We start from the raw sequence: 24,743 nt of genomic DNA on the forward strand, positions 1-24,743 counted from the left end.
GATCACGAGGCTATGCCAAGGGATCCGGATCAAGCCGTTAGTTTGAGGGCCGTACCGGGAGGGGGACGCAGGGGTGGAGCGCAGGTCGATCGGGTCGGGACCGCTGACGGTGGGAGCCATCGGGCTCGGCTGCATGCCGATGAGCTGGGCCTACGCGCCGTCGCTCCACCGGGGTGAGGAGTCGCTGCGCACCGTGCACACGGCGCTGGACCTGGGGGCGAACCTGCTGGACACGGCCGATCTGTACGGTCCGTTCACCAACGAGCTGGTCGTCGGACGGGTCCTGCGGGAGCGGCGGGCCGACGCCTTCGTGTCGGCGAAGGTCGGACTGCGGGCGGGCGAGCAGCACGTGGTGGCCGACGGGAGGCCGGGCTACGTGCGTCGGGCCTGCGACGCCTCGCTGCGCCGGCTGCGGACCGATGTGATCGACCTGTACCAGCTGCACCGGGTGGACCCGGACGTCCCGGTGGAGGAGACCTGGGGCGCCATGGCGGAGCTGGTGGGCGCGGGCAAGGTACGGGCGCTCGGGTACTGCGCGCTGGGCGCGGGGGCCGGGCCCGGGGCGGGGCGGCGCGGCGACCGCGCGTACGGGACGACCCTGCGACGGCTGGAGCGGGTCCAGCAGGTGTTCCCGGTGACGGCGGTGCAGGCGGAGCTGTCGGTGTGGTCCCCGGAGGCGGCGTGGCAACTGCTGCCCTGGTGCGCGGCGCGCGGGGTGGGGATGCTGGCGGCGATGCCGCTGGGCAGCGGGTTCCTGACCGGGACGCTGACACCGGGGCAGGGTTTCGAGGACGCGGACGTGCGGGCCCGGCATCCGCGGTTCACGGCGCACGCGATGGCCTCGAACCAAGTGTTGGTGGCGGGGCTGCGTCGGGTGGCGCTGCGGCACGGGCCGCAGGTCACGGCGGCGCAGGTGGCGCTGGCGTGGGTGCTGGCGCAGGGGCCGCACGTGATACCGGTGCCGGGGGCCGATCGGGCCCGGTGGGCCGCGGAGAACGCCGGGGCGGCGGAGGTGCGGCTGACGGCCGCCGAACTGTCCGAGATAGCGGCACTGCCGTCGGCGGTGGGAGCCTGGGACTGAGCGGTCACGGGCGGGCCGGAGGAGGCGCACCTCCCGACGCCGGGCGCAACCCGCCGGCGGGCGCGGCAAGTGCACTCGATCGGGTGTACGAGCGGTGGAACTTCACGGGCTGTCCCGGCTGTTGGAACAGGGGAAGGGCAGGCGGCCACGGAGGGGAGCAGGGCGATGTGGGACGACGGACGGATCAACGGGCCCGGGGGCGCGGGCGGCGCCGGCGGGGTCAGGGGCCGGAGCGGTCCGCGGGAGCGGCTGCCGGGGCGGTACGGGGTGCGCGGCGCGGGCCGGCGCAACCGCCTGGCCGCGCTCGCGCTGGTCGGGTGCGGAGCCCTGCTGGCGGCGGGTTGTTCGTCGTCGGGTGGAGCGCGGGCGGGTGCGGGCGGCTCTCCCCCGGGGTCACCGCCGGCCGGGTCGGCGTCACCGGGGTCCTCCGCCTCGGCGAGGACCCCGGCTGCTCCCGCGAAGGGCGCCGTGACGGTGTCGGGGGAGATCGCCAAGGGCCTGGAGTCGCCGTGGGGCGTGGCGGCGCTGCCCGGCGGCGACCTGCTGGTCGCCTCCCGGGACAAGGGCACGATCAGCCGGGTCCGGACCGACACCGGCGCGGTGACGCCGATCGGCGAGGTCCCCGGGGTGGCGCCGGGCGGTGAGGGGGGCCTACTGGGGCTGGCCGTGTCCCCGACGTTCGCGACGGACCGGCTGGTCTACGCGTACTTCACCACGGAGTCCGACAACCGGATCGCCCGGATGCGCTATGAGGAACAGAGAGCGCCGGGGCAGCAACTGGGGGCGCCCGACACGGTGTTCCGGGGCATTCCCAAGGGAGTCATCCACAACGGGGGCCGGATCGCCTTCGGGCCGGACAAGATGCTGTACGCGGGGACGGGCGAGACCGGTGAGACGGGGCTGGCCCAGGACAAGAAGTCGCTCGGCGGCAAGATCCTGCGGATGACGCCCGACGGCGAACCGGTGCACGGCAACCCCGAGGCGGACTCCGTCGTCTATTCGTACGGTCACCGCAACGTACAGGGCCTGGCCTGGGACAAGGACAAGCGCCTCTGGGCGGCCGAGTTCGGGCAGAACACCTGGGACGAGCTGAACCTGATCGAGCCGGGCGTCAACTACGGCTGGCCGGAGGCCGAGGGGAAGGCGTCGAAGCCCGGCTTCCGGGATCCGGTGGCGGTGTGGAGAACGGACGAGGCCTCGCCCAGCGGGATCGCGTGGGCGCAGGGCTCGATCTGGATGGCCGGCCTGAAGGGCCAACGGTTGTGGCGGATCCCGCTGGACGGGGCCGTACCGGTCGCGGAGCCGGAGGCCTTCCTGGAGGGGAAGTACGGGCGGCTGCGGACGGTGGTCCCGCTCGGTGGGGACGGCCTGCTGCTGGTCACGAGCGAGACGGACGGGCGGGGCTCGCCGGAGACGGGCGACGACAGGATCCTGACCCTGAAGGTGCGGTGACCGGACGAGGCCCCGGAGGGGCGGGAGGCACGGTGCGCGGTGTTCAACATGATCGAGGAACTGTTCAACCCCGGCCGCAAGCACACGGACGAGGAGACGAAGCGCCTGGAGCTGTCCCGGACCGACGTCAGCGACGGCGACCCGGGACGGGGCCCGATAGACCTGGATTCCGGAAAGGTGCTCATACGCCCTTCCGAGAGTCCCGATGACGAGGCGGCCGGGCCCTAGCGGCGGCCGGCGGGCATCCCCGCCGGAGTGGGCGGTGTCGGTGGTGCGACGGGGGTGAAGAGGCGCAGGCGGTGGGCGAGGGCGGCCGCCTCGCCGCGGCCGGCGACACCCAGCTTGGCCAGGATGTTCGACACGTGCACGCTGGCCGTCTTCGGGGAGATGAAGAGCTCCTCCGCGATCTGACGGTTGGTGCTGCCGCCCGCGACCAACCTCAGGACCTCCCGTTCGCGGCCGGTCAGGCCGAGGGCCTCGGCCGGGTCGGTTTCCGCGGCGAGCGGGGCCTGCTGGGCGTCGGCCTCGGCGTCCAGCGGAATCCGGGCGCGCTGGGCGAGCAGGGCCAGGTCCTCGCGCAGCCGTCGGGAGCCGAGCCGGTCGGCGGTGGCGTGGGCGTCGCGCAGCAGGGCGACGGCCGCGGTCCGGTCCCCGCCCGCGGCCAGCAGGGCCTCGGCGAGCCGGTGGCGGGCCCGGGCCAGGAGATAGGGGCGCTCCAGGGGGCGGACCGCCGCCTCCACGGTGGTCCAGTCGGCGACGGTGTCGGCGGCTTCGGCCCGCAGTAGCTCGGCGCGGACGTACTCGGCGTGGGCGATCCACACCGGCGCCGGGGTCGCCAGGGTGCGGGCGGCCGTGCGCAGCAGGCCCAGGGCGGCGCTCCGACCCGGTTCGGCGGCGGGCAGGCCGCGCGAGTCGGCCTCGGCCGAGGCCCCGGCAAGCAGGAGGGGCCAGGCGTAGCGGTGCTGGCCGAGCCGGAAGCCGAGGGTGATGGCTTCCTCGATCTCGGAGCGGACGTCGGCGATCCGGCCTTCGCCGGCGGCCACGCCGACGGCAAGGCGGTACAGCGGGACCCGGTGCTGGGGCTGGGTGTCGTGGGTGCCGAAGTGGGTGTGCGCGGCGGCCAGTTGCATGGCGGCCTCGACGAGTTCGCCGCGGGCCAGGGCCAGGTAGGCCAGGCGGGCGGAGGCGGATCCGCGGGGGGCCGCGCTCTGGCCGACGCTCAGGGTGCGCCGGGCCGCCTCGGCGGCCTCGTCCCAGCGGCCGAGGCTGTACAGGCTCTCGGCCATGTTCCCGCAGACCCAGGCCTCGGTGTCCATGAGCCTGGATTTCTTGACCAGTTGGGCGCCCTGTTCGGCCAGTTCCACGGCTTCGCGGGACCGGCCCATGCTTTCGAGTTGGGAGGTGAGGTTGATATGGGCGCGTCCCACGATCGGGATGAGACCGAGTTCGGTGGCCCGGTCCTTGACCGCGTGCATCTCGGCGAGTCCGGCGCTGCCGTCACCGGAGTCGGTGAGGAGGCAGCCGAGGGTGATGCGGGCGTTGAGTTCGGTGTCCTCGGCGCCGACCATGCGCGCGTAGCTGACGGCGCGTTCGGCGGCGGCGAGGTTGCCCGGTCCGGGGTTGTGGAGCATGCCCCAACCGGCGGCGAGGACGAGGACGTCGGCGTGCACCTGGGACGGGGGCAGGCCCTTGACCAGTTCCTGGGCCTTGGCTATTTCCTCCCAGCCGTCGCCGCGGCCGAGTCCGGCGACGAGCCGGGAGCGTTCGGCCCAGAACCAGGCTGCGCGCAGCGGATCGTCGCTGTCCTCGGCGAGGGTCCGCAGGGCCATCTTGGTTATCTTCAGGGCGCGTTCGCGTTCGCCTCCGAAGCGGGCGGCGACCGTGGCTTCGGCCAGCAGGTCGAGGCGCTGGAGCGGGGTGGTCGCCGGGTCGCAGCCGCAGGGCGGGTACACGTCGGTGTAGTCGGCCGGGCGCAGGCCCTCGCGGATCTCGCGCGGGGTGCTGTCCCACAGGTCCATGGCCCGTTCCAGCAGGCTCAGCTGCTCGGAGTAGGCGTGCCGGCGGCGGGCGGTCACCGAGGCGGCGAGGACGGCGGGCAGGGATTTGGCGGGGTCGTTGGCGGCGTACCAGTAGTTGGCGAGCCGGATGACGCGTTCCTCGGCGCGGACCAGCGTCTCGTCGTCCTCCATCGCTTCGGCGTAGCGCCGGTTGACGCGGGCGCGTTCGCCGGGGAGGAGGTCGTCGCTGACGGCTTCGCGGACCAGGGAGTGGCGGAAGCGGTAGCCGTCGCCGTCGGCGGTGGCGAGGAGGATGTTGGCTCCGACGGCGGCGCGCAGCGCCTCGAAGAGTTCGTCCTCGCCGAGCCGGGCCACGGCCCGCAGCAGCGGGTACTCGACGGTGGATCCGCCTTCGGCGACGATGCGCACCACGCGCTGGGCGGCGTCCGGGAGGACCTCGACCCGGACGAGGAGCAGGTCGCGGAGGGATTCGGTGAGCCCGGTGCGGCAGCCGCTCTGCCGGGAGGCGACGAGTTCCTCGACGAAGAAGGCGTTGCCGTCGGAGCGGTCGAAGACGGAGTCGACGAAGTTCTCGTCGGGCTGCGAGGCGAGGATGCCGGCGAGCTGGCGGCGTACCTCGGCGCGGTTGAACCGGGGCAGTTCGATGCGCTGGACGGCGCGGAGCCGGTCCAGTTCGGCGAGGAGCGGGCGCAGCGGGTGGCGGCGGTGGATGTCGTCGGCCCGGTAGGTGGCGACGATGACGAGCCGGCCGCTGCCGAGGGTGCGGAAGAGGTAGGCGAGCAGGTGCCGGGTGGAGGTGTCCGCCCAGTGCAGGTCCTCCAGGACGAGCACGAGGGTGCGGTCGGCGGCGAGGCGCTCCAGCATCCGGGCCGTCAGTTCGAAGAGCCGGGCGGTGCTCTCCTCGTCGTGGGGGCCGCGGGGGGTCTCGCCGAGTTCGGGGAGGATCCGGGCGAGTTCGTCCTCCTGCCCGGCGGCCGCGGTGGCGAGTTCGTCGGGCAGCCGGCGGTGCAGGGCGCGCAGGGCCGTCGAGAAAGGGGCGAAGGGAAGCCCCTCCGCCCCGATCTCCACACAGCTTCCGACGGCCACGACCGCGCCGCGGCGGGTGGCCTCGCCGATGAACTCCTCGGTCAGCCTGGTCTTGCCGACCCCGGCCTCGCCCCCGATGAGCAGGGCCTGCGGCTCTTGTTCCGCGGCCCGTGTCAGGGCGTCCACGAGTACGGCCAGTTCGTCGGCTCGGCCGACGAACACCGGGCTGACAGATCTGGTCTCCACGCCGCCGAGCATCGCACAGAGCTGCGGCTCGGCGGCACCGGATATCGCTGCGCTTCTCATCACGTATCAGTTCACGTGGCGTGCGGCGCGGGTTACGCGGCGCGGGTGAAGAGGCTGCGGACGGCTCTCACCGGCCCTTCGGGTTCCTGGCCGCGGGAGGAGGCGCGCTGCGCCTTCTTGGCCTCCTGGACCATGCGGTACCGGTCGGCCTCGCGGATGAGGTCGGCGCGGCGGGCGGTGGCCATCTCGTACTCGAACATCTCGTACTCCCTGGTGGTGTTTCTCGGGCACCTCGTTCGGTGTGATCCAAGATTCGCTTCCCAGAGGGGGCCGCCGCATCGGGCGCATGCCGCATCTGTACGGGGTCGGGGGCCTTAGGCCGCGGGGCCGGGCGCTCCAGGCCGGGTGGAGCGCCCTAAGGAGGTGCCTACTCGGCGGCCGTCGGCATGGGGACGAGCACGTCGAAGTACATGAGGCCGAAGAGCAGGACGCCGAGGAGCCCCAGGGCGACGGCGGCCCAGGACACGGACCGGATCCAGACGGGCAGGACGCGGCCGGGGGCGCCGAAGGCGGGCCGGGCCAGGACGAACACGGCGATGAGGAGGGCGAGGGTGGACAGGACACCGTTGACCAGGGCGGTCATGTGCCAGGCGTCGCCGTACAGGGCGGCGATCTTCTCCTTGGCGGTGGCCGCGTTGGCCGACTCGATCTGGCCGATCAGCGTCTGGCGTTCGGCGATCACGCGGGAGACCCAGCTACCGCTGAGGGCGACCAGCCCGAGGCCCGCGGCGACGATCGCGGAGGCCGCGGAGCCGACACCGGCGTGCTCCTGCGGCGCGGAGGCCTCGTCATCGTCGTCGTACGCGGAATCCTCGGCGTGCTCGAAGGCCTCGTCGTCGGACGCGTCCGCGTCGGCGGGGGCGCCGGCGGCCGGGGTGCCTTCGACGGTGGTGTCGGCGGGGGCGGCGGGGGTACCGGCAGCCGTGTCCGCGACGGCGTCCGCGGCCGCCTCGGGGGCGGTCGGGGCGGGGGTCTTCTTGATGTCCATGCCGCGCACCGTAGGCGGCCTTTCTGAGAGGTTTCTGAGAGGCCGGGGCGGTGTCCGCCCGGAAGGTCCGCAGGTCCCGGGCCCGGGGCCCGCGACGGGGTGGTCCGGAGGGGGTCGGCGTTGCCGGCTGCGGCCCGTCCGCGGCCGGGGAGCGCGCGGCCCGTGGTCCGCGCCTCGGCCCTCACGGTCACCCCCCGCGGGCGTCGGAGCCCGGCAGGCGGGCCGGGGGGCGGGGGTGGGCGGCCCGGATCCCGTGGGCAGGGCGGTGTGCGCGGCGGCCTCGACGCGGGACCGATCAGCGGGACAGAACGGCCGGTTCCGCGTGGTCCGGGTCCGGGTCCGCGTGGTCCGGGTCCGGGCGCTGCGCGGGCAGGGTCGCGCGCGTGCGGTGCTCCGGCGGTTCGATGCTGATGCGGGGCAGCCGGCGGTCGAGCCAGCCGGGCAGCCACCAGTTGGCTCCGCCGAGCATGTGCATGAGGGCCGGTACGAGAAGGGTGCGCAGGACGAACGCGTCGAGGGCGACGGCGGCCGCGAGGGCGATGCCGAACATCGCGATGATCCGGTCGCCGCTCAGGACGAAGGCCAGGAACACGGCGATCATGATGACGGCCGCCGAGTTGATGACCCGGCTGGTCTCCGCCAGCCCGATCCGCACGGCCCGCTTGTTGTCGCCGGTTTCGAGCCACTCCTCGTACATCCGGCTGACGAGGAAGACCTGGTAGTCCATGGAGAGCCCGAAGAGCACCGACACCATGATCACCGGGAGGAAGGGTTCGATGGGCCCCGCGCTCCCCAGACCCAGCAGCTCGCTCCCCCAACCCCATTGGAAGATCACGACGACCACGCCGAAGGAGGAGGCGACGGCCGCGACGTTCATGGCGGCCGCCTTGAGCGGGATGCCCACGGACCGGAAGGCCAGCAGCAGGAGCACGCAGCCGAGGGCGATCACCACGGCGACGAACAGGGGCAGCTTCCCGACGATCACTTCGGCGAAGTCGTCGTAGCCGGCCGTCACCCCACCGACGTGGGTCTGCGCCGAGCTGCCGTGGGAGGCGCGCGGGATGACGTCCCGGCGGAGGGTGTCGACGAGGTCGCTCGTGGCCCGGGCCTGTGGCGCGAAGTCCGGTACGACGCTCAGGACGGCGGTGTCACCGCCCCGGTTGAGGACCGCCGGGCTCACGGAGGCCACTCCGGGGGTGTCCCGTACCGCTTCGGCGATCCGGTCCACGGCGATCCGGTCGCCGGGGCCGTCGAGGCGGGTGACCAGGGTGAGGGGGCCGTTGGTGCCGGGTCCGAAGCCCTCGGCGAGCAGGTCGTAGGCCTTGCGCGTCGTGGAACCGGCCGGGTTGTTGCCCTGGTCGGAGGTGCCGAGGTGCAGCCAGAAGGTGGGCAGGGCCAGCGCCACCATGACGGCGGTGGCCACGGCCCCGAGCAGTTTGGGGTGCCGCTCGACGAAGGCCGACCAGCGGGCGGCGAAGCCGCTGGGCTGCTCCGGCCGGGGCCCCTCGGCGGCGAGCCTGCGCCGCTCGCGGCCGGAGAGGGCGCGCGTGCCGATGTAGGAGAGGAGCGCGGGGAGCAGGGTCACCGACGCGGCCACGGTGAGGACGACGGTGAGGGAGGCGGCTATCGCGACGCCGTTGAGGAAGTTCAGCCGCAGCACCAGCATGCCGAGGAGGGCGATGCAGACGGTGGCGCCGGCGAAGACGACGGCCCGGCCGGTGGTGGCGACGGCGCTCTCGCCCGCCTCGTCGACGGTGAGTCCGCGGGCCAGGCCCTTGCGGTGCCGGGTGACGATGAACAGGGCGTAGTCGATGCCGACGCCGAGGCCGACGAGGGTGCCGAGCATGGGGGCGAAGTCGGCGACGGGCATGGCGTGCCCGAGGAGGGTGATGCCGAAGTAGGCGCTGCCGACGCTGACGAGCGCGGTGGCGATGGGCAGCAGGCTCGCGGCGAGGGAGCCGAAGGCGAGGAAGAGGACGCCGGCGGCGATGACCACACCGATGACCTCGGCGAGGTGGGCGCCGGGCGCCTCGGTCAGGCCGATGGCACGGCCGCCGAGTTCGACCTGGAGGCCGTCGGCCCGGGTGGTGTCGTTCCTCGCGGCGTCGACGACGGCCCGGGCCTGCGCCTTGGGTACGGCGTCGGCCGGCCGGTCGAAGGTGACGACGGCGTAGGCGGTGCGGGCGTCGGCGCTGATCTGCGCGGCGCTGCCCGGGCCGGGCCCGTAGGGGCTCGCGACTGATCCGACGCCGGGGAGGGCGGCGACGGCGTCCAGGGCGCGGGTCATGCGCTGTTCGACTTCGGGGCTGCGCGCCGTCCGGTGGTCCGGGGTCCGCCACACGATGGTGTCGGTGTCCCCGCCCTGTCCCTGGAAGCCCTCGCGGAGCAGGGCGTGGGCCTTGGCGGACTCGGTGCCGGGGACCTCGTAGTCGGTGGAGAACGCGCTGCCGGTGACGCCGGCGGCCGCGGCGGTCCCGCCGAGGGCCAGCAGCCAGATCAGGACGGTGACCAAGCGGTGCCGCATGCACCACCGTGCGATTGCTGCCAACGGACGTGCTCCCTGGTGGTTCGGATCTTCACCGGGAGTCGGCCCGACGCAAAGAACGCTTGAACTCGTGCGGACGGCCGCCGTCCGGGGGGTCGCCCCGTCACGTCGGGAAGGTCTACACCTCGACGCCACGATCTCAACGTTTCGTGATCGTTGGCCCGTTTCGTGTGCATCGTCACAGGCCGGCGGGGAAGTGCGGGACCTTGGTCAGTCGTTCACGGGGCCGTCCGGAACGTCGGTCGGGGGAACGGACCGGGCCCCGGCCGGAACACTGGGCGTGGCATCGGCCTCGACGTCGACGCGGTAGCCCGCCACGGAGGGCCACCGGACGGTGAGGACGACGGAGTCCTCCTCCGCGTACCAGGAGTGGTCGACGCCGCGCCCCCACACGACGTAGTCCCCCTGTTCGGCGAGGACCACGCTGCGGCCGGGGAACTCCAGCCGGAACCGGCCGCTGATCAGCACCTGCAGGGCGGTGCGCCGTTCACCGGTCACCCAACGTTCGCGCTCCTCGCCCTTGCGGTGGACGCCCCACTTGATCTCCACGTCCTCGCTGTGGCGGGGGTCGCCCGGAGGCTTGAAGTGGCCGAGGATCCATCCGCGGTCGGTGGCGGCGTCGGGGCCGGCCTTGCCGGTGTGGACGGCGAAGTCGACGTTCGCGGGGTTCTCGGGGTGCGCGGGATTCTCGTGCGCGGGGAGGGCGTTCACGCAGGCGAGGTTAATCCAGTTGCCGGAGCGCGCCGGCGGCTGGTCGGCTGGCCCGATGAGCAAAGTGATGGATCGTGAAGAGCTGTCGGCGGTACGCGCCCTCTACGACGCGCAGATGCGCCGGGACGCGGTGCCCGACGTGGCGGCGGCGCGGGTGGAGCGGGTGGGGCCGGTCGTCCGGCAGACCGTGCCCGGTCTCGGCTGGAACGGGGTGCTGTGGTCGGACCTCGACGAGGGGACGGCGGACGCGGCCATCGCGGCGCAGGTGGCCTTCTTCGCGGCCCGGGGCGACACCGGCGCGGGGACGGAGTTCGAGTGGAAGTGGTACTCCCACGACCGGCCCGCGGACCTCGGGGAGCGGCTGCGCGCCGCGGGCTTCGTACCGGAGCCGGCGGAGACGCTGCTGGTGGCGCGGACGGCCGCGCTCGCCGCGCTGCCGGTGGAGCCGCCGGAGGGCGTCACCCTGCGGGTGGTGAAGGACGGGGCGGGGGTGGACCTGATGATGGAGGTCCATCGGCGGGCCTTCGGCACCGAGCGGCCGAGCATTCGGGAGACGTTGCTGCGGCTGCTGCGCGACGAGCCGGGGACGGTCGAGGCCGTCGTGGCGATGGCCGGGGACGAGCCGGTGAGCGCGGCTCGGATGGAGATGCGGCCGGGCTCCTCCTTCGCGGGGCTGTGGGGAGGCGGCACCGACCCGCGGTGGCGCGGTCGGGGCATCTACCGACTGCTGGTGGCCCACCGCGCCCGCGTGGCGGCGGAGCGGGGTATTCCGTACCTTCAGGTGGACGCGTCGGACGACAGTCGGCCGATCCTGGAGCGCCTGGGTTTCGCGGTGTTGGGGGCCACGGTCCCGTACGTGTGGCGGGGCTGAGGTGGCTCGGAGCCCTTCCCCGAAGGCTGCGGAAGGCGGCAGGATCGTCCCCATGAAGAGCAGCACGAACACCGAAGGAACCCCCACCGGCACCACGGACCCGGCGGCCGGCCCCGTCGTCCGGAAGGTCGAGCGCACCGGCCCGCCCCTCACCGCGGGTGAACGCGAGACCCTGCGGGCGTACCTCGACTTCCACCGGGCCACCCTCGCGATGAAGTGCGAGGGCCTCGGGGACGCGGAGCTGCGGCGCCCGGCCTCGCCGCCGTCCACACTGTCCCTGTTGGGGTTGGTCCGGCACATGGCCGAGGTCGAGCGTCAGTGGTTCCGCCGCACCCTGGGCGGCGAGGCGGACGTGGCGCACGTGTGGTCCGACCGGCACGACTTCCAGGCCGCCTACGACACGACCGGCGCCACGATGGCGGAGGCCTTCGCCGCCTGGGAGGCCGAGGTGGAGCGTTCCCGGTCGGTCGAGGCCTCGCTGGAGTCCCTCGACGTGACGGCCCACGTCCCGAAGTGGGAGGCGGACGTCTCGGCCCGCGTGGTGATGTTGCACATGATCCACGAGTACGCCCGCCACAACGGTCACGCGGACTTCCTCCGCGAGGCCGTGGACGGCACGGTCGGGGCATGACCGCTCCCGCCCGACGGCCGGCGCCCGGCGGGGCTCGCCCGCTCACGACCGGCCGGGCTAGCCCGCTCGCGCCCGCTCGGGCTCGTTCGCGGGCCGCGGCGGCCGCCGACGGTCAGGCGGCGCGCCAGTAGCCCAGGCTGTTGACCCGCTGCTTCGGCAGGGCGAGGTCCTTGCGCAGGTACGCCGTCAGGGCGCGGGTGGTCGCGGTGTCGCAGGCCATCCACACGTAGGCCGAGGCGGGGTCCGCGACCAGCTCGGGCAGTTCGGCCCGGACCCGGTCGGCGAGCGCCGTGCCGCCCCGCTCCACCCGCCGGACGTCGTGCCGGTCGGTGTCGACCCGCATCGGCAGGTCGACGTCCGAGGCGTGCTGCGTCTCGAACCAGACGGTGGCCGGGGTCTGCGGGTAGGCGTCCAGCAGGGAGTTGATGGCGGGCAGGGAGGCCGGGTCGCCGATCACCAGCAGCCGCTCGGGCGCCGGGTCGGGCGCGGCGAAACCGGTCCCCTGCACGGTGGCTTCGACGGTGTCACCGGGCACGGCGTCGCGCGCCCACCGGCTGGCGAGCCCGTCGTGCAGGGCGAACTCGAAGGCGAAGGTCCCGGTGGCCGGGTCGGGGTCGACGAGGGTGTACGCCCGCTGGTGGGGTCGGCTGCCGCCCTCGAACCAGACCCGGACCCACATGGTGGGGTGGAGGGATTCCCCGGCGGCCGCGAGCAGCCCGCCGTCGGTGAGGCGGATCCGCCGGAAGTGCTCGGTGACCTGCTCGACCTCCGTCACCGTGAACGTGAAGTCCTTGCCCCTGAGCAGCTTGAGGACCACGCCCTCCCAGCCCTTGCCTGCGGCCATGTCCGCCCACCCCTTCACCCGACGCCCCATTGGTTAGGTCAGCCTAACCCAGGCCTTCGGGAGGGGCCGTCGCCCAGGCTCCGACCCGTCCTCAGGCCGCCAGGAACTCCTGGACGAGCGTCGCCCATTCGGCCGGGCGCTCGGCGAACGGCAGGTGCCCGGTGGCCAGTTCCGCGACCCGCGCGCCCGGCAGCGCCGCCGCCAGCTCCCGCTGGAGGGCGGGCGGCACGAGCCGGTCCCCGGTGGTGACGACGACGAGGGCGGGTACGTCGAGCCCCGCGAGGTCACCCCGCAGGTCGGCCGTTCCGACCAGGGCGGCGTGGTCGCCGCTCCCGGGCGGCATCGTGGCGGCCATGGTCCGCGCCACGCCCTCGACCTGCTCCGGGTCGAGCGCCTCCAGCTGTTCCTCGCTGAACGCGAGCGACACGAGGAGCCGCGCGAGGAGTTCGTCCTCGCCGCGCCGACCCAACTCGGACCACAACCCGGCGATGGGCCCGAGCCCGCGGCCGGCCCGCGCGAAGGTGGCGGTCAGCACGAGGGCGCTCACCCGCTCCGGGTACCGTGCGGCGATCCGCACGGCCACGTTGCCGCCGAGGGAGTACCCGAGCACGGCGAACCGTTCCAGTCCCTCGGCGTCGGCGGCGGCCACCAACTGGTCGGCCAGGTCGTCCAGCCGGAGCGGCTCGGTGGCGCGCGGGGTGTCGCCGGTGCCGGGGTAGTCGACGCCGACCACGGTGTGCGCGGCGGCCAACCGGTCCAGGATCGGCCCGAAGTTGTCCGCGACCGACCCGCCGCCGCCATGGGCCAGCAACAGGCCGGGCCCACCGCTGCCCTTGCGGACGGTGCGGGCGTAGAGGGGGTGGACGGCGCGGGGCGCGGAGGTGCTCATACCGGAACTCGCATTTCTGTAGCGGTCGTTAGACAACGAACGCTAGCCGATATTCGTAGCGGCCGCTACAGAATCTAGGATCTTCGTCCAGCCCGCCGATCGCCGCGCTTGCCGTCGTCCCCCGCGCCACCGGCCGCGAGCCCGGGCGTACGGTCGTCCGGGGTCGCCGATTCGCCGGCCACCGCGCCCGATCCGCCTGTCCTGGAGGAAAGTTGAGCCCCGTCCCGCCCCCGCTCGGCCCCGGTCCGACCGCCCCGCCCGTCGTCCTCGTCGCCGCCGCCGGCACGGCGGCCTCGACCTGGGCGCCGCTGCTGCCCGCACTCACCGCGCGGACCCGGGTGATCGCCCACGACAGGCCCGGCCTCGGTACGCGTCCCCCCGCGCCGGGGCCCACCCTGGCGGGCTCCGTCGCGGATCTCGCCGCGCTGCTGGACTCCGCCGGGCCGGGTCCGTACGTCCTGGTGGGCCACAGTTGGGGCGGGCTCCTGGTCCAGGTCCTGGCCCGGCAGCAGCCGGAGCGGGTGGCCGGGCCGGCCCTGCTGGACCCCGCGCACGAGGAGTTCCGGCCCCCGCTGGTGCGGGCCTCCGACGCCGTGTCCGGGGCGCTGCTCGTACTGCGGCGGGCGCCCGGGGCCAGGACCGTACGGGCCGAGTACGGGTTGGCCGCCCGGCACGCGGCGGAACTCCGGCGGCTGCGGGCGACCCGTGCGCTGCCCGACGTACCGGTGACGGTGCTCAGCGCTTCGCGCGGGTTGCCCCGGCGGCTGCGGACGCGGTGGACCCGGCTCCAGGCGGGGATCGCGGCCGGGCCCACCTCGGGCCGGCACGCCGTGGTGCCCGGCGCCGGGCACTACCTCCACGAGGACCGGCCCGAGGAGGTCGCGCGGGCCGTCCTGGACGTGGTCGGGCGGGCCCGGGCCGGTGACGCGGAAGGGCCCCGCACCCCCTGATCGGGGTGCGGGGCCCTTCCGGCCTCGGCTCCGGCCTCGGCTCCGGCCGCGGCTGCGGCGGGAGGCGCGGCGGCGCCGTGGTGGGCTCAGCCGGGCTCAGCCCTCGGTGACGCCCAGGCGCTCCAGGATGAGCTCCTTGACGCGTGCCGCGTCGGCCTGGCCGCGGGTGGTCTTCATGACCGCGCCGACCAGGGCGCCGACGGCGGCGACCTTGCCGCCGCGGATCTTGTCCGCGATGGCCGCGTTGCCCGCGATGGCCTCGTCCACGGCCGCGCCGAGCGCGCCCTCGTCGGAGACGACCTTCAGGCCGCGCTTGTCGACGACCTCGTCCGGGGTGCCCTCGCCGGCGAGGACGCCCTCGATGACCTGACGGGCCAGCTTGTCGTTGAGCGAGCCGTCCGCGACCAGCGCCGCGACCCGGGCCACCTGCGCCGGGGTGATCGGCAGCTCGTCGACGACGACGCCCTGCTCGTTGGCGTTGCGCGCCAGCTCGCCCATCCACCACTTGCGTGCGGCGGCCGAGTCGGCACCCGCCTCGATCGTGGCGACGATGGAGTCCACCGCGCCCGCGTTGAGGATCGACTGCATGTCGTGCTCGCTGACGCCCCACTCCTCGCGGAGCCGGTTGCGGCGCACGCGCGGCATCTCGGGCAGACCGGCGCGCAGTTCCTCGACCCAGGTGCGGGCCGGGGCGACGGGCACGAGGTCCGGCTCCGGGAAGTAGCGGTAGTCCTCGGCGTTGTCCTTGATGCGGCCGGCCGTGGTGGAGCCGTCCTCCTCGTGGAAGTGCCGGGTCTCCTGCACGATCGAGCCGCCCGACGAGAGCACCGCCGCGTGGCGCTGGATCTCGAAGCGGGCCGCCCGCTCGACGGAACGCAGGGAGTTGACGTTCTTGGTCTCCGAGCGGGTGCCGAACTCGGACTCGGGGGTCGGGCGCAGCGACAGGTTGACGTCGCAGCGCATCTGGCCCTTGTCCATGCGGGCCTCGGAGACGCCGAGCGCCTTGATGACCTCGCGCAGCTCGGCGACGTACGCCTTGGCGACCTCGGGGGCCCGCTCGCCCGCGCCCTCGATCGGCTTGGTGACGATCTCGATGAGCGGGATGCCGGCGCGGTTGTAGTCCAGCAGGGAGTGGGACGCGCCGTGGATGCGGCCGGTGGCACCGCCGACGTGCAGCGACTTGCCGGTGTCCTCCTCCATGTGGGCGCGCTCGATCTCCACGCGGAAGATCTCGCCGTCCTCCAGCTGTACGTCGAGGAAGCCGTTGAAGGCGATCGGCTCGTCGTACTGGGAGGTCTGGAAGTTCTTCGGCATGTCCGGGTAGAAGTAGTTCTTCCGGGCGAAGCGGCACCACTCGGCGATCTCGCAGTTCAGCGCGAGACCGATCTTGATGGCGGACTCGATGCCGATCTCGTTGACGACCGGGAGCGCGCCGGGCAGACCGAGGCAGACCGGGCAGGTCTGCGAGTTGGGCTCGGCGCCCAGCTCGGTCGAACAGCCGCAGAACATCTTGGTCCTGGTGCCGAGCTCGACATGGACCTCAAGACCCATGACGGGGTCGAACGAGGCGAGAGCGTCCTCGTACGACAGGAGTTCGGTGAAGGTGGTCACGGTGAAACTTTCCCTCTCAGCCCAGCAGGACGTCGTCGTCGCCCAGGCGCTTCAGCTCGCGGTACAGGATCGCGAGGCCGGTGACGATGGCGGCGGCGGACACGGCGGCGTCGATCAGCTTCAGCGTGTCGTGCTCGACGCGGGCCTTCTTGACCTGCTTCAACACGCTCAGGGCGCCGAATGCCGTGGTGCCGATCGACAGGTAGGTGCCGGTCTTGGACTTCTTGAAGCCCTTGGCCTTGGACAGTGCACTGGTGCTCACAGCGACGGTGCCTCCTCAAGCAACGGGTGACCCCAGCGCTCGATGAAGGCGGCCTCGACGGCGGCACCGACCTTGTACAGCCGGTCGTCCTTCATCGCCGGGGCGATGATCTGGAGCCCGACCGGGAGACCGTCCTCCGGGGCCAGGCCGCAGGGCAGCGACATGGCGGAGTTGCCGGCCAGGTTGGTCGGGATGGTGCACAGGTCCGCGAGGTACATCGCGAGGGGGTCGTCGGTGCGCTCGCCGATGGGGAAGGCGGTGGTCGGGGTCGTCGGGGAGACGATCACGTCGACCTGCTCGAAGGACTTCTCGAAGTCCTTCGTGATGAGCGTGCGGACCTTCTGGGCCGAACCGTAGTACGCGTCGTAGTAGCCGGAGCTGAGCGCGTACGTGCCGAGGATGATGCGGCGCTTGACCTCGTCGCCGAAGCCGGCCTCGCGGGTCAGCGCGGTGACGTCCTCGGCGGACTTCGTACCGTCGTCGCCGACGCGCAGGCCGTAGCGCATGGCGTCGAAGCGGGCCAGGTTCGAGGAGCACTCGGACGGCGCGATCAGGTAGTACGCGGCCATCGCGAGGTCGAAGGAGGGGCAGTCCAGCTCGACGATCTCGGCGCCGAGCTCCTTGAGGAGCGCGACGGACTCGTTGAAGCGCTGGACGACGCCGGCCTGGTAGCCCTCGCCGGAGAACTGCTTGACGACACCGACGCGCATGCCGGCGACGGAGCCGTTGCGGGCCGCCTCGACGACCGGCGGGACCGGCGCGTCAATGGAGGTGGAGTCGAGCGGGTCGTGCCCGGCGATGACCTCGTGCAGCAGGGCCGCGTCCAGGACCGTACGGGCGCAGGGACCGCCCTGGTCGAGGGACGAGGAGAACGCCACCATGCCGTAGCGGGAGACGCCGCCGTACGTGGGCTTCACGCCGACGGTGCCGGTGACGGCGGCGGGCTGGCGGATGGAACCGCCGGTGTCCGTGCCGATGGCGAGCGGGGCCTGGAAGGCGGCCAGCGCGGCCGCGGAGCCGCCGCCGGAGCCGCCGGGGATGCGGGTGAGGTCCCACGGGTTGCCGGTGGGGCCGTAGGCGCTGTTCTCGGTGGAGGACCCCATGGCGAACTCGTCCATGTTGGTCTTGCCGAGGATCACGACGTCGGCTTCCTTCAGCTTGCGCGTCAGGGTGGCGTCGTAGGGCGGGATCCAGCCTTCGAGGATCTTCGAACCGACGGTGGTCGGAACCCCGATGGTGGTGAAGATGTCCTTGAGGGCGAGCGGTACGCCGGCCAGCGGGCCGAGCTCCTCGCCCGCCTCGCGCTTGGCGTCGACGGCACGCGCCTGGGCGAGGGCGCCCTCGCGGTCGACGTGCAGGAAGGCGTGGACCTTCTCGTCGGTCGCCTCGATGCGGGCCAGGTGGGCCTCGGTGACCTCGACGGCCGTGAGTTCGCCGGAGGCGATCTTCGCGGCGGTCTCGGCGGCGGTGAGCTTGATGATGCTCAGGATGTTTTCGGTGGTCATGGTGATTAGTCCTCCCCCAGGATCTGCGGCACCTTGAAACGCTGCTGCTCCTGGGCGGGAGCGCCGGAAAGCGCCTGCTCGGGGGTGAGCGACGGGCGGACCTCGTCCGCGCGCATGACGTTCGTCAGCGGCAGCGGGTGGGAGGTCGGCGGTACGTCTTGGTCGGCTACCTCGGAAACGCGGGCGACCGCGCCGATGATGTCGTCGAGCTGTCCGGCGAAGTGGTCCAGCTCATCGCTGGCCAGCTCAAGACGTGCCAGCCGAGCGAGGTGAACGACCTCCTCGCGCGTAATGCCAGGCATGCGGCGATCCTCTGGGGTTGGAGTTCTGGGCGTAGGGCCCAATCCTAGAGGGCGGCGCTGCCCGGCATCGACTCACATGGTCACCTCGCCGGTCCCGTCACCTGGTCACGAGGACTGCGGCTCCGCGGCGGCCGCGGCGGCGGCGAGCTCGGCGTTGATGTCCGCCGGGCGGCGCCAGCCGCGTTCGCCGCGGGCCAGCAGCCACGCGGTGGCCTCCTGCGGTGGCATCGCGGCGGCCACGAGCCAGCCCTGCACGGCGTCGCAGCCGAGGTCGCGCAGCCGCTCCCAGGTCTCGTCGTCCTCGACGCCCTCGGCGACGACGAGCAGGCCCAGGGAGTGCGCCAGGTCGACGGTGCAGCGGACGATCTCCGCGTCCTGGGCGTCCACGGCGAGCCGGGCGACGAAGGAGCGGTCGATCTTCAGCTCGCTGACGGGGAGGCGGCGCAGGTGCACCAGGGAGGAGTAGCCGGTGCCGAAGTCGTCCAGGGACATCTTCACGCCGTGCCCGGTGAGCCCGGCCATGGTGTCGGCGGCCCGCTGGGGGTCCTCCAGCAGGACGTGTTCCGTTATCTCCAGTTGGAGGCCGCTCGCCGGGACGCCGTGTCGGGCGAGGCGGGCGGCGACGGCCCCGGCGAAGCCCGGGGTGTGGACGTCGCGCGGCGACACGTTGACGGCGACGGGCACCTTGAGGCCCTGGGCGCGCCAGCGCGCGACCTGGGCGAGGGCCGTCTCCAGGACGTACTCGGTGAGGTGGGGCATGAGTCCGGAGGTCTCGGCGATCGCGATGAACTCGTCCGGGGGGACCCGTCCCCGTTCCGGGTGCACCCAGCGGACGAGGGCCTCCAGGCCGGCGACCTGCCCGTCGAAGCGGACCTTCGGCTGGTAGTGGAGTTCGACCTCGCCGGCGTCCAGGGCGCGCCGCAGGTCGCCGAGGAGCCCCAGGCGGTCCGGGGTGTTGCTGTCGCGCTTGGATTCGTAGACCTCGACCCCGGTGCGGTCGCGCTTCGCCTGGTACATGGCGACGTCGGCCCGGCGCAGCAGTCCCTCCGCGTCCAGGGCGTGGTCGGGGAAGACGGCGAGTCCGGCGCTGGCCTCCAGGACGAGGGTGAGGCCGTCGAGGTCGAGCGGGGAGCTGAGTTCGGCGACGAGGTGGCGGGCGACCCGCTGGGCGCTGGTGGTGGAGTCGGCGACGGGCAGCAGTACGGCGAACTCGTCGCCGCCGAGCCGGGCCACTTCCGCGTCCTGGGGCAGGGCCTGGCGCAGCCGGTCGGCGATCTGGAGCAGCAGCCGGTCCCCGGCCAGGTGGCCGAGGGTGTCGTTGACCGCGCGGAAGCGGTCCAGGTCGATCAGCACGAGGGCGGACCGGGTGCCCAAACGTTCAGCCTCGTCGAGGGCCGACCAGGCGCGTTCCAGGAGCCACTGGCGGTTCGGCAGTCCGGTCAGCGGGTCGCGCAGCTGTTCCTCGGCCCGGGCGCGGGCGATCCACAGGGTGGAGTCGAGGGCGATGAGCGGTACGGCGAACAGGGGCAGCAGCACCGGCTGGCTGACGGCGACGACGCAGATCAGCGGGGCGATGCCGAGGAGGGCCGCGGCGACCAGGGCCTGTCGGAGCAGGGCGGTGCGCGCGACGGTGGGCAGCCCGCCGCCGCGCGGGGTGAGCGCGCACCAGAGCAGGAGCCGGGTGACCGCGAGGTAGGAGACGGCGACGAGGACGACCTCGGGGACGTCGGCGAGGCCCCAGGTGCCGGGCAGCCAGGGGTCCTCGACGTCGGGCGCGTCGTCGAAGGCGGCCAGGACGAGCGCCCCAGCGCCGATGCCGAGGATGTCGACGCAGCCGTGCAGCAGCCCCTGGCGCCAGCGGTGCCGGCGCGCGGCGCCGACCAGGGTGACCACGGCCAGCGAGACGAGTCCGGCGGGGACCCAGCCGTAGAGGAGGAGCACGCCGAGCGTGAGGGCGGCGCCCGAGCCGGTGCCGCCCCACCAGCGGTCCCGGCCGAGGGCGACGAGGTGGCCGACGATGATTCCGGTGAGGAGGGCCAGCGCCCAACCCACGCGGCCGCCGGGGAACAGGGCTTGACGGTGGGTCAGCGTGGAGACGATGCCGGCGGCGAGGACCACCGCGGCCATACCGATGACGACCAGGGGCAGTACGGTGCGCCGTTGCCCCCGGGTTCCGCCGCCCGCACCGGTGTCGAGGGGACGGGTCTCCGGTGTCCTGGCACCCAGGACACCGAGCCGGCCCGTCCGCACGGGCGGGGGTTCCCCGCCGAACTCAGGTGACGGGTCGGCGCTTTCGGTGGGTTTCATGCCCGTCCCTCTCACAGCCGGCGATGCCGATGTCACGCGATGGCCCCGATGTCATGCCATCACGGCTGGAAGCGCATCCAGGCAGCCGTGCACGACAGGCGCACCCCACAACAGTAGGACGCGAGAGGCATCCAGGGGCAGCGGTCGGCAGTGGTTGCCCGAATGCGACCCAGCCATCCTCATCAGTACGGTATCCGCCGAACGGGTGAGTTCGGACCAGGCCCCCCCGTCGCCCGTCCGATGATCCGATAGCCCACCACGCCACGACCAGGCCTGTACCGGCCGTTTACCACCGGGTGCCGCGCCGGGCGTGCGCCCGCCCGTACGGCCGCACGCCACGCATCCGTTCGCCGCCGCCGCTCCCCCGCGGCGGCTCCCGTGTGGGTTACTACTCCGCCGCGGTCCCGTCGTCCAGGGGGAGCGCGGCCTCGCGCGCCGCGTCGGGCCCCTGTTCGAGCAGGACCTCGAAACCGGCGTCGTCCAGGATGGCCAGTTTCAGTTGCACTGCCTTGTCGTACTTCGATCCGGGGTTGTCCCCGACGACGACGAAGGAGGTCTTCTTCGACACCGATCCGGTGACCTTGGCGCCCCGGCTCTGCAGGGCCTCCTTGGCGCCGTCGCGGGTGTGGCCCACGAGGGTGCCGGTGACGACGACGGTCAGTCCTTCCAGCGGACGCGGGCCCTGGTCCTCGGCGGAACCTTCCTCCTCCATCCGCACCCCGGCCTCCCGCCACTTGCGGAGGATCTCCTGGTGCCAGTCGACGGCGAACCATTCCTTGAGGGAGGCGGCGATGATCGCTCCGACGCCCTCGGTGGCCGTCAGTTCCTCCTCGGAGGCCTGCTCGATGCGCTCGATGGAACGGAACTCGCGGGCGAGGGCCTCCGCGGCGACCGGGCCGACGTGCCGGATCGACAGGCCGTTGATGATGCGGGCGAGCGGGCGCTCCTTGGCGGCCGCGATGTTCTCCAGCATGGCCAGGGCGTTCTTCTTCGGCTCGCCCTTCTGGTTGGCGAAGACCGTGACGATCTTCTCCTCGCCGGTCTTCGGGTCCCTCTTGGGCAGTCCGCTGTCCGCGTCGAGGACGTACGCCTTGATGGGCAGCAGCTGTTCGATGGTGAGGCCGAACAGGTCGCCCTCGTCCAGCAGCGGGGGCGTGGCCGGCTCCAGCGGGCCGGTCAGCGCGGCGGCCGCGACGATGCCGAAGTTCTCGATGTCCAGGCTCTGTCTGCCGGCGAGGTAGTAGATCCGCTCGCGCAGTTGGGCCGGGCAGGTCTGGCCGTTGGGGCATCGGACGTCGATGTCCCCTTCCTTCATCGGCCGCAACGGCGTCCCGCACTCGGGACACTCGGCCGGCATGACGAACTCCCGCTCGCTGCCGTCGCGCAGGTCCACCACCGGGCCGAGGATCTCGGGGATGACGTCGCCCGCCTTGCGCAGCACGACGGTGTCGCCGATGAGGACGCCCTTGGCCTTGACGACCTCCTGGTTGTGCAGGGTCGCGAACTCGACCTCGGAGCCCGCCACCGTGACCGGCTCGACCTGGGCGTACGGGGTCACGCGCCCGGTGCGCCCGACACCGACCTTGATGTCGATCAGCTTCGTGTTGACCTCTTCGGGCGCGTACTTCCAGGCGATGGCCCAGCGCGGGGCGCGGGCGGTGGAGCCGAGCCGACCCTGGAGGGCGATCTCGTTGAGCTTGACGACGACGCCGTCGATCTCGTGCTCCACCGAGTGCCGGTTCTCACCGAAGCGGGTGATGAACTCGCGCACCTCGGCGAGCGTGGAGACCACCGCGTTGTGCTGGGCGGTGGGCAGCCCCCACTCGCGCAGCAGCTCGTACGCCTGTGACTGGCGCTCGATGTCGAATCCCTCGCGGGCGCCGATGCCGTGCACGACCATGTGCAGCGGCCGGCCGGCGGTGACCTTGGGGTCCTTCTGTCGCAGCGATCCGGCCGCCGCGTTGCGCGGGTTGGCGAAGGGCTTGCCCTCCGCCTCGACGAGCCGCGCGTTGAGCTCCTCGAACTTCTCCATCGGGAAGAAGACCTCGCCGCGGATCTCGACGAGGGCCGGGATCCGGTCGCCCTTCAGGCGGTCCGGGATCTCGGCGATGGTGCGGACGTTGGGCGTGATGTCCTCACCGGTGCGGCCGTCGCCGCGGGTGGCCGCGCGGGTGAGGCGGCCGTTCTCGTAGGTGAGGTTGACGGCGAGGCCGTCCACCTTCAACTCGCACAGGTAGTGGTAGTCGGAGGTGTTGGCGTCCCGGGCCACGCGCTCGGCCCAGGCCGCCAGTTCCTCGTCGTCGAAGGCGTTGTCGAGGGAGAGCATCCGCTCCCGGTGCTCGACGGAGGCGAAGTCCGTCGCGTACGCCCCGGCCACCTTCTGGGTGGGCGAGTCGGGCGTACGGAGCTCCGGGTACTGCTCCTCCAGCGCCTCCAGCGAGCGCAGCAGCTTGTCGAACTCGGCGTCGCTGACGACCGGCTGGTCGTTCACGTAGTACCGGAAGCGGTGCTCCTCGACCTGCTCGGCCAGCAGCGCGTGCTGCTCACGCACCGCCGTCGGTACTGCCGTGTCCTGCTGTTCGGCTGCCATGCCGTGTCCTCCCGTGGCCCGTCTCGACCGTCACTCAGGGTTATCGGCGAGCGACCTCGCCGCCCTGACGCAATGGGCCTGCACCGCGCGGGCGTAGGCGGGCGACGCGCCCGCCAGTCCGCACGACGGGGTGACCACGACGGACTCGGCGAGAGTCCCCGGGGCCAGTCCCAGCCTGCGCCAAAGCTTCCTGACACCCATGACGCTACCGCCCGGGTCCGACAACGCGGCGTCGGTGCCCGGCACCACTCCGGCGAAGAGTTTCAGACCGCCCTCGACGGCTTCCCCGAGGGCGTCGTCCTCGCGCTCGGTGAGCAGGGAGAAATCGAACGAGACGCCCGCGGCCCCGGCCCGCCGCAACAGTCCGAAGGGGACCTCGGGGGCGCAGGAGTGGACGACGACCTCCCCGTCGTGGACGCCGAAGAGGTCGCGCAGGGTGCCTTCGACGACCTGCCGGTCGACGGCCCGGTAGGTGCGGTAGCCGCTGGCCGAGCGGACCCGGCCGAGGAGGACGGCGGTGAGCGAGGGCTCGTCGTACTGGAGGACGACCTCGGCGCCGGGGATGCGCTTGCGGACGTCGGCCAGGTGCTCGCGCAGGCCCTCGGCGAGGGAGGCGGCCAGGTCCCGGCAGGCGCCGGCGTCCTGGAGCACGGCCTCGCCGCCGTGCAGTTCGAGGGCGGCGGCGAGCGTCCACGGTCCGACGGCCTGGACCTTGAGCTTCCCCCGGTAGCCCTGGGTGAACTCCTCCAGGGCGTCCAGGTCCTCGCCGAGCCAGGAACGGGCGCGGCGGGTGTCTCGGCCCGGGCGGTCGCTGATGCGCCAGCCGCTCGGCTCGACGTGGGCGTACAGGTCGACGAGCAGGCCGAGGGAACGGCCGATCATGTCCGCGCCGGGCCCGCGGGCGGGCAGCTCGGCGAGGTACGGGAACTCCTCGAAGGAACCGGTGACGGTCTTGGCGGCCTCGCGGGCGTCGCCGCCGGGCAGCGAGCCGACGCCGGTGGCGCTCGCGGTCATCGGCCGGGCCTGACGGACAGGTCGTTCACCTCGGCGTCGCGGGGCAGGTCGACGGCCATGACGATGGTGGTGGCCACGGACTCGGGGTCGATCCAGGCGGCGGGGTCGTACTCCTTGCCCTCCTGGGAGTGCACCTTGGCCTGCATGGGGCTCGCGGTGCGTCCGGGGTAGACGGAGGTGACGCGGATGCCGTGCTCCTTCTCCTCGGCGCGCAGGGAGTCGGCGAGTGCCTTGAGGCCGTGCTTGGAGGCCGCGTACGCGCTCCAGTCGGCGTGGGCGGTCAGGCCGGCGCCGGAGTTCACGAAGACGACGGTGGCCTTGGAGGCGCGCAGGGTGGGCAGCAGCAGCCGGGTGACCTCGGCGGGGGCGATCAGGTTGACGTTGAGCTGCTGGTGCCAGGTCTTGGGGCGGAGCTCTCCGACGGGGCCGAGGTCGACGATGCCCGCGATGTGCAGGAGGGAGTCGATGCGCTCCGGTACCGGCTGCTTGGAGAAGGCCCATGACAGGCGGTCGGGATCGGCCAGGTCGCCCACGAGGGTCCGCGCGCCGGGGTAGAGCTCGACGAGCTGCCGGGCCCGACCGGCGTCACGGGCGAGGAGTACCAGGTCGTCGCCGCGGGCGTGGAGGCGGGCCGCGACGGCGGCGCCGATGCCGGAGCCGGCACCGGTGATGAGATGAGTAGGCATACGGGTCATGCTCGCACCCCCGAGGGGGCCTCGTGGCCCCCGCCCGGAAGCCGGTGGCGGGGCGGGCGGCGATCGCCCCGGCCGGTCCTCGTCCGCGGCCCGGCCGGTCGAGATCGGAAGAGCGTCGTGGTGGGTAAAATTTTTTAAACAAATT

21 protein-coding genes are annotated in these 24,743 nt (G+C 73.0%); 6 read left to right on the top strand and 15 right to left on the bottom strand.

The features are described 5' to 3' along the window. Nucleotides 1-73: 73 nt before the first annotated feature. The 3 genes from NOD94_RS17760 to NOD94_RS17770 all read left to right on the top strand — a co-directional run bounded on the left by NOD94_RS17760 (nt 74) and on the right by NOD94_RS17770 (nt 2,761). Entirely contained in the window at nt 74-1,081 is a 1,008-nt protein-coding gene (locus tag NOD94_RS17760; RefSeq protein ID WP_281206939.1) for an aldo/keto reductase, read from the top strand. Between the two features lie 165 nt (nt 1,082-1,246). Continuing rightward, nucleotides 1,247-2,533, top strand: coding sequence for a PQQ-dependent sugar dehydrogenase (locus NOD94_RS17765; RefSeq protein WP_281206940.1), 1,287 nt, complete (start codon nt 1,247-1,249; stop codon nt 2,531-2,533). A 39-nt stretch (nt 2,534-2,572) separates the two neighbouring features. Further along, entirely contained in the window at nt 2,573-2,761 is a 189-nt protein-coding gene (locus NOD94_RS17770; protein ID WP_281206941.1) for a DUF6191 domain-containing protein, read from the top strand. Here the strand turns inward: NOD94_RS17770 and NOD94_RS17775 are convergent. From NOD94_RS17775 to NOD94_RS17795, 5 genes are all read right to left on the bottom strand, one after another. Then, the gene (locus NOD94_RS17775; protein WP_281206958.1) at nt 2,758-5,835 is read right to left on the bottom strand and encodes a helix-turn-helix transcriptional regulator; all 3,078 of its coding nucleotides are present in this window, start codon (nt 5,833-5,835) and stop codon (nt 2,758-2,760) included. The genes NOD94_RS17770 and NOD94_RS17775 overlap by 4 nt on opposite strands. A gap of 80 nt (nt 5,836-5,915) precedes the next feature. Beyond that, a complete protein-coding gene (locus NOD94_RS17780; protein ID WP_281206942.1) occupies nt 5,916-6,083 on the bottom strand; it encodes a hypothetical protein in 168 nt (55 codons plus the stop codon). Nucleotides 6,084-6,250: 167 nt separating this feature from the next. Next, nucleotides 6,251-6,871 carry a hypothetical protein gene (locus NOD94_RS17785; protein ID WP_281206943.1) on the bottom strand — a complete coding sequence of 207 codons (621 nt, stop codon included), beginning with the start codon at nt 6,869-6,871 and terminating at the stop codon, nt 6,251-6,253. Between the two features lie 295 nt (nt 6,872-7,166). Continuing rightward, nucleotides 7,167-9,419 (bottom strand): MMPL family transporter, encoded by a 2,253-nt coding sequence (locus NOD94_RS17790; RefSeq protein WP_281206944.1) that lies wholly within the window; start codon nt 9,417-9,419, stop codon nt 7,167-7,169. Nucleotides 9,420-9,626: 207 nt separating this feature from the next. Next, entirely contained in the window at nt 9,627-10,013 is a 387-nt protein-coding gene (locus NOD94_RS17795; protein ID WP_281206959.1) for a signal peptidase I, read from the bottom strand. 181 nt (nt 10,014-10,194) lie between these two features. Between NOD94_RS17795 and NOD94_RS17800 the strand changes: the two genes are divergently transcribed. After that, complete coding sequence (locus tag NOD94_RS17800) at nt 10,195-10,998, top strand: GNAT family N-acetyltransferase (RefSeq protein ID WP_281206960.1); 804 nt, start codon at nt 10,195-10,197, stop codon at nt 10,996-10,998. Between the two features lie 52 nt (nt 10,999-11,050). Then, nucleotides 11,051-11,629, top strand: coding sequence for a DinB family protein (locus tag NOD94_RS17805; protein ID WP_281206945.1), 579 nt, complete (start codon nt 11,051-11,053; stop codon nt 11,627-11,629). Between the two features lie 112 nt (nt 11,630-11,741). On the opposite strand, the gene NOD94_RS17810 is transcribed toward NOD94_RS17805, so the two are convergent. Then, a complete protein-coding gene (locus NOD94_RS17810; RefSeq protein ID WP_281206946.1) occupies nt 11,742-12,473 on the bottom strand; it encodes a siderophore-interacting protein in 732 nt (243 codons plus the stop codon). Between the two features lie 91 nt (nt 12,474-12,564). Continuing rightward, nucleotides 12,565-13,362, bottom strand: a complete 798-nt coding sequence (locus NOD94_RS17815; RefSeq protein WP_281206947.1) for an alpha/beta fold hydrolase — start codon at nt 13,360-13,362, stop codon at nt 12,565-12,567. Nucleotides 13,363-13,574: 212 nt separating this feature from the next. Between NOD94_RS17815 and NOD94_RS17820 the strand changes: the two genes are divergently transcribed. Beyond that, nucleotides 13,575-14,312, top strand: coding sequence for an alpha/beta hydrolase (locus tag NOD94_RS17820; RefSeq protein WP_281206948.1), 738 nt, complete (start codon nt 13,575-13,577; stop codon nt 14,310-14,312). Nucleotides 14,313-14,408: 96 nt separating this feature from the next. Here NOD94_RS17820 and gatB read toward each other — a convergent pair whose 3' ends face one another. From gatB to NOD94_RS17860, 8 genes are all read right to left on the bottom strand, one after another. Then, entirely contained in the window at nt 14,409-15,923 is a 1,515-nt protein-coding gene (gene gatB / locus NOD94_RS17825; protein WP_281206949.1) for an Asp-tRNA(Asn)/Glu-tRNA(Gln) amidotransferase subunit GatB, read from the bottom strand. 16 nt (nt 15,924-15,939) lie between these two features. Further along, complete coding sequence (locus NOD94_RS17830) at nt 15,940-16,185, bottom strand: hypothetical protein (RefSeq protein WP_281206950.1); 246 nt, start codon at nt 16,183-16,185, stop codon at nt 15,940-15,942. Next, nucleotides 16,182-17,690 (bottom strand): Asp-tRNA(Asn)/Glu-tRNA(Gln) amidotransferase subunit GatA, encoded by a 1,509-nt coding sequence (gene gatA, locus NOD94_RS17835; protein ID WP_281206951.1) that lies wholly within the window; start codon nt 17,688-17,690, stop codon nt 16,182-16,184. The genes NOD94_RS17830 and gatA overlap by 4 nt, the downstream gene beginning before the upstream one ends. A gap of 5 nt (nt 17,691-17,695) precedes the next feature. Continuing rightward, nucleotides 17,696-17,992: an Asp-tRNA(Asn)/Glu-tRNA(Gln) amidotransferase subunit GatC gene (gene gatC, locus NOD94_RS17840; protein WP_281206952.1), complete on the bottom strand. Its 297-nt coding sequence runs from the start codon at nt 17,990-17,992 to the stop codon at nt 17,696-17,698. A 105-nt stretch (nt 17,993-18,097) separates the two neighbouring features. Next, nucleotides 18,098-20,119: a bifunctional diguanylate cyclase/phosphodiesterase gene (locus NOD94_RS17845; protein WP_281206961.1), complete on the bottom strand. Its 2,022-nt coding sequence runs from the start codon at nt 20,117-20,119 to the stop codon at nt 18,098-18,100. 568 nt (nt 20,120-20,687) lie between these two features. Next, nucleotides 20,688-22,889 carry an NAD-dependent DNA ligase LigA gene (gene ligA / locus NOD94_RS17850; RefSeq protein WP_281206953.1) on the bottom strand — a complete coding sequence of 734 codons (2,202 nt, stop codon included), beginning with the start codon at nt 22,887-22,889 and terminating at the stop codon, nt 20,688-20,690. A 30-nt stretch (nt 22,890-22,919) separates the two neighbouring features. Next, complete coding sequence (locus NOD94_RS17855; RefSeq protein ID WP_281206954.1) at nt 22,920-23,903, bottom strand: methionine synthase; 984 nt, start codon at nt 23,901-23,903, stop codon at nt 22,920-22,922. After that, nucleotides 23,900-24,589: an SDR family oxidoreductase gene (locus tag NOD94_RS17860; RefSeq protein ID WP_281206955.1), complete on the bottom strand. Its 690-nt coding sequence runs from the start codon at nt 24,587-24,589 to the stop codon at nt 23,900-23,902. The genes NOD94_RS17855 and NOD94_RS17860 overlap by 4 nt, the downstream gene beginning before the upstream one ends. Nucleotides 24,590-24,743 lie beyond the last annotated feature (154 nt).

Source organism: Streptomyces sp. Isolate_45, from assembly GCF_024721315.2.
GTDB lineage: Bacteria > Actinomycetota > Actinomycetes > Streptomycetales > Streptomycetaceae > Streptomyces.